The 3,637-nt window shown below is 71.4% G+C and carries 5 protein-coding genes; all 5 read left to right on the top strand.

Features of this window, described 5'->3' with window-relative positions:
* Positions 1 to 421: hypothetical protein (locus tag G3N61_RS38280; protein WP_205825031.1), on the top strand; the 421-nt coding region annotated here is incomplete at its 5' end.
* A 2-nt stretch (positions 422 to 423) separates the two neighbouring features.
* Positions 424 to 843, top strand: a complete 420-nt coding sequence (locus G3N61_RS38275; RefSeq protein WP_143331220.1) for a hypothetical protein — start codon at positions 424 to 426, stop codon at positions 841 to 843.
* Positions 844 to 875: 32 nt separating this feature from the next.
* Positions 876 to 2,003, top strand: a complete 1,128-nt coding sequence (locus G3N61_RS38270) for a hypothetical protein (protein WP_205825029.1) — start codon at positions 876 to 878, stop codon at positions 2,001 to 2,003.
* Entirely contained in the window at positions 1,997 to 3,451 is a 1,455-nt protein-coding gene (locus G3N61_RS38265) for a caspase family protein (protein ID WP_205825027.1), read from the top strand. The genes G3N61_RS38270 and G3N61_RS38265 overlap by 7 nt, the downstream gene beginning before the upstream one ends.
* Positions 3,448 to 3,637, top strand: a 190-nt coding sequence (locus G3N61_RS38260; protein WP_205825026.1) for a hypothetical protein, incomplete at its 3' end; no start/stop codon positions are given. The genes G3N61_RS38265 and G3N61_RS38260, both read left to right, overlap by 4 nt.

The raw sequence follows: 3,637 nt of genomic DNA, 5'->3' as shown, positions 1-3,637 counted from the left end.
AGCCGCACACGCAACCGCCACCGCGGCCCGGCTCGCGGACCGCAGCGACGCGATCGAGGAAAACCTCGCGCTCTGCCGCGTGTCGGCCGAGTGCGCGGAGCAGGCGAACGCGGCCGCCGTCGCCGCCGAACTGTCGATGACGCGCGCCGACGCCATGCGTGCCGACGCGACGCGCTGGCATACCGAAGCGCTGGGCCTGTCGGATGCCATGCGGCGCGCGCTCGACGAGCAGCGCGCGTTGATCGACGCGATCGCGCCGACCGCGCTGGCGGCGACGCGCGATATCGACGACATCCGCGCGCATGAGCACCGTCTGGATGGGCAGCTGCAGGCATCCGGCGACCTGCTCGGCGCGGCGGACCGGTTTCTCGACGAAAAAGCCGGCCAGCTCCGCGAGCTCGCGGCCGGCCTGGGAGCATGACGATGAAGGCACTCGAAGAACAGGCCTGGACCTACGTCGCGATGAGCCGCGACCTGATCGACACGGCGGCCGCCGCGGCGGCCGGCTGGCGCGACGACGCCGGCGCCATCGCCTACGCGCGCTATCTCGACCCGCTCGAAAGCCAGCGTGACGCGTCGGTGTCGCAGCTCTGGCAGCTCGACGCAAGCGCCACGCATGCGCAGCAGTTGCTTGCCGACGTGCACGACAAGCTCGACCAGCAGCAGCAGGCGCATTTCCGGCTCGCGGACGACGCGTACCGCCTCGACGTCGCGGAGCGCAAATGGATGCACGCGCGCGAACTGTCGAACCAGCACGTCGATGCCGCCCACGCATCGATGACGGCGAGCGACGAAGCGGTCGCCCGCGCGGCCGCCTGCCTCGGCCGCCTCAAGCTCATCTGAACCGACATCCGACGAAATACCAGGGAATCGACATGGCGCAGGATTCGCAAAACACCCAACCCACTCCCGGCTCGACCTTCATGCTGCCGCCCGGCGCGAACGACGCGCTCGGCCGGCTGGCAGATGTCCAGAACCTGCGGCAGCGGGTCGACAAATGGTGGCAGGAAACGGCGGCGCCGACGCTCGGCCTGAAGCCGGACGACGCGGCGCAACCCGACGGAAGTCCGCACGCAGCCGTCGAAAGCTGGCGCGACCAGATCGACGGCGGCTGGCGCGACGCCAACGCATTGATCAAGTCTGCCCAGGTGGAGCAGCAACGCGCGGGGATGGTCGCGCAAGGTAACGGCGCCGTCGCCGAGATGCTGTCGCGACGCCTCGCGGAACAGCGCGGCCGGCGGATCACGCTCGCGATCGTGGCAGGCGTCATCGTGATCCTGTTCCTGGCGCTGGGCGTACGCAATGCGCCGGCGATGTTCCGCGCGACGCAGCGCACGGGCGCCGCGCCGGCCTGGATGGCGGGGCTCACGCCGAAAAGCGCCGGCTTCGACAAGCTGCCGGCGCCGGCCTACGTGTGGAAAGGAGCAATGAGCGTCGCGAACGCCCAGCGTGCCGCGTATGCGCGCAACTACGTCGATGCGTATGCGCAGTTCCATGCGCTTGCGCGGATCGGCGACGATACGGGCTTCGCGTGGGCAGGCTGGCTGCTGCTGAACAACCAGGGCGTGCCCGGTCAGCAGGCTGCGGCCGTCGACGCGCTGCAGACGCGTTATGGCGAAACGCACGACCGGCATCTCGAATGGCCGCTCGGCCAGGCGAACGTACTCGGGCTGGGCGGCCTGCCGGTCGACCGGTCGAGCGGCCAGCGCATGCTGCGCGACGCGGCCAATCTGCCGTTCCCGCCGGCCATGCTGACGCTGGCGCTGTGCGCGGCCCACTCGCATGTGTGCGTCGCGACCGATTCCGACGTCTACCGCCTGATCAGCAGCGCCGCGGCCGACAACGATACGCTGGCGATGGCCGTCTCGGGACGGGCAATGCTGCTGGGCCAGCGGCCGTTCCACCGCAATCGCGGCGAAGGCACGCAGTTGCTCCAGATGGCAGCCGCGCAGGGGAACGCGTTCGCACGTGAAACCTGCGCCGCGAACAACCTGCGATGCTGAACGCCGTCTTCGCGCGCTTCGTGCGAGACGCCGCGCGGTACGTCGCGGCGGCGCTCGCGCTCGTCGTGCTGGCGGGCATCGCGCCGGCGCGTGCCGCGGATGCGCCGCGCGTCGCGCTCGTGATCGGCAACGCGACCTACCGCGGCACCGACCGGCTCGAAGCGCCGACCGGCGACGCCGAACTCGTCGCACGTGCGCTGCGCGGCATCGGCTTCCAGGTCACGCTCGAGCAGAACCGGTCGCGCGCGCAGTTGCTCGCCGATCTCGATGCCTTCGGCCAGCGGGCGGCGGGCGCATCGATCGCGCTGGTCTATTACGCCGGGCACGGCTTCGAAGCCGGCGGAGAAAACTACCTGATTCCGGTCGACCTGCCGGTCGGCGTCGGCCAGGTGTCGCAAGGCGACCTGCAGCGCTACGCGGTGCCGCTGCGCTATATCCAGAGTTCGGTCAGCCGCGGCGACCCGCGCGCGCTGCTGATCCTGCTCGACGCGTGCCGCAGCTCGGCGACCCGCGGCGCGACCGGCGCGTCGATGACGGCGGTGCGCGCGCCGCATGGCACGCTCGTCGCGTTCGCGACGCAACCTGGCGGCGTCGCGCTCGACAGCTTTGCGCTCGGTTCGGTCCGGCACAACCACAGCCCGTTCGCGTATTACCTCAGCCAGGAGCTGGCGAGTGCCGGCGACATCACGACGATCCTGCGCAACACGCAAGTGGCGGTGGCCGTCGCGACCGAAGACGCGCAGCGCCCGTGGTACAACAGCGGCCTGATCGGCACGCTGCGGCTGTCCGACACCGCGGCGCCCGCTGCGCAGGCGAGCGTGCGGCAACGCGCGCCGCTCACGCAGCCCGGCCGTGGTGCGCCGGCAGGCGAAGCGCCGCTCGCGGACAACGCCGCCGGCGCCGGCGATGCCCCGCTCGACGCCCCGCTCCTCGACAACGATCCGATGGCCGTCGATGAGCGCGCGCTCGCGCGCAAATGGCGCGCCGAAACGCTGCGGTTGCAGGCGCTGGTGATCCAGATGGCGGTCAATCCGACCGTCGTCGCGCAGGTGCGGCGCGACGCCCGCAACGGCGACCTGTTCGCGATGACCGCGCTGGCGATGGCGCTCGTCGCCGTGCCGAACGGCACGCCGCCGCAGGAAGCGCAGATCCGGGTCGGCGAAGGGCTGATGTACATGAACGCGGCCGCCGACCGCAACTATCCGATGGCCGAAGCGATGCGGGCCGGCGTGCGGATGCTGACCGTCGCCTCGCCCGCGGACAGCGCCGCAGTCATCCGGGAGTTCCGGGCGGCGGTCGACCACGGCTTCGCGGAAAGCCTGCCGCGACTGCTGCAACTCCTCGCGGTGACGGGCGACGGCAACCTCGGCATGTACCTGGCCAAATACCGCCGCATCTACGGCCGCGACTACGACTTCTCCACGACGCCGGCGAGCGCCTCCCGATGACCGATCCGACCCGCTCCATCCCGCGCGACCGTTCCCGCGCGCCCGCCGCCGCCTTCGCGGCAGCCGCCGAATGGCTCGGGTCGCGCAGCGCGTTCGTCCTCCTGCTCCTGCTTCTCGAGGCCGGGCTGCTGCTCGGCGTCGCCCAGGTCGCCGCCGATCTGCGCGCCCAGCGCGCGCCCCAGGCCA

This window comes from Burkholderia sp. Ac-20349, from assembly GCF_017104865.1.
GTDB lineage: Bacteria > Pseudomonadota > Gammaproteobacteria > Burkholderiales > Burkholderiaceae > Burkholderia > Burkholderia aenigmatica.
Note: the sequence above shows the minus strand (reverse complement) of the source record. Positions and strands in the feature narration are given on the sequence as shown.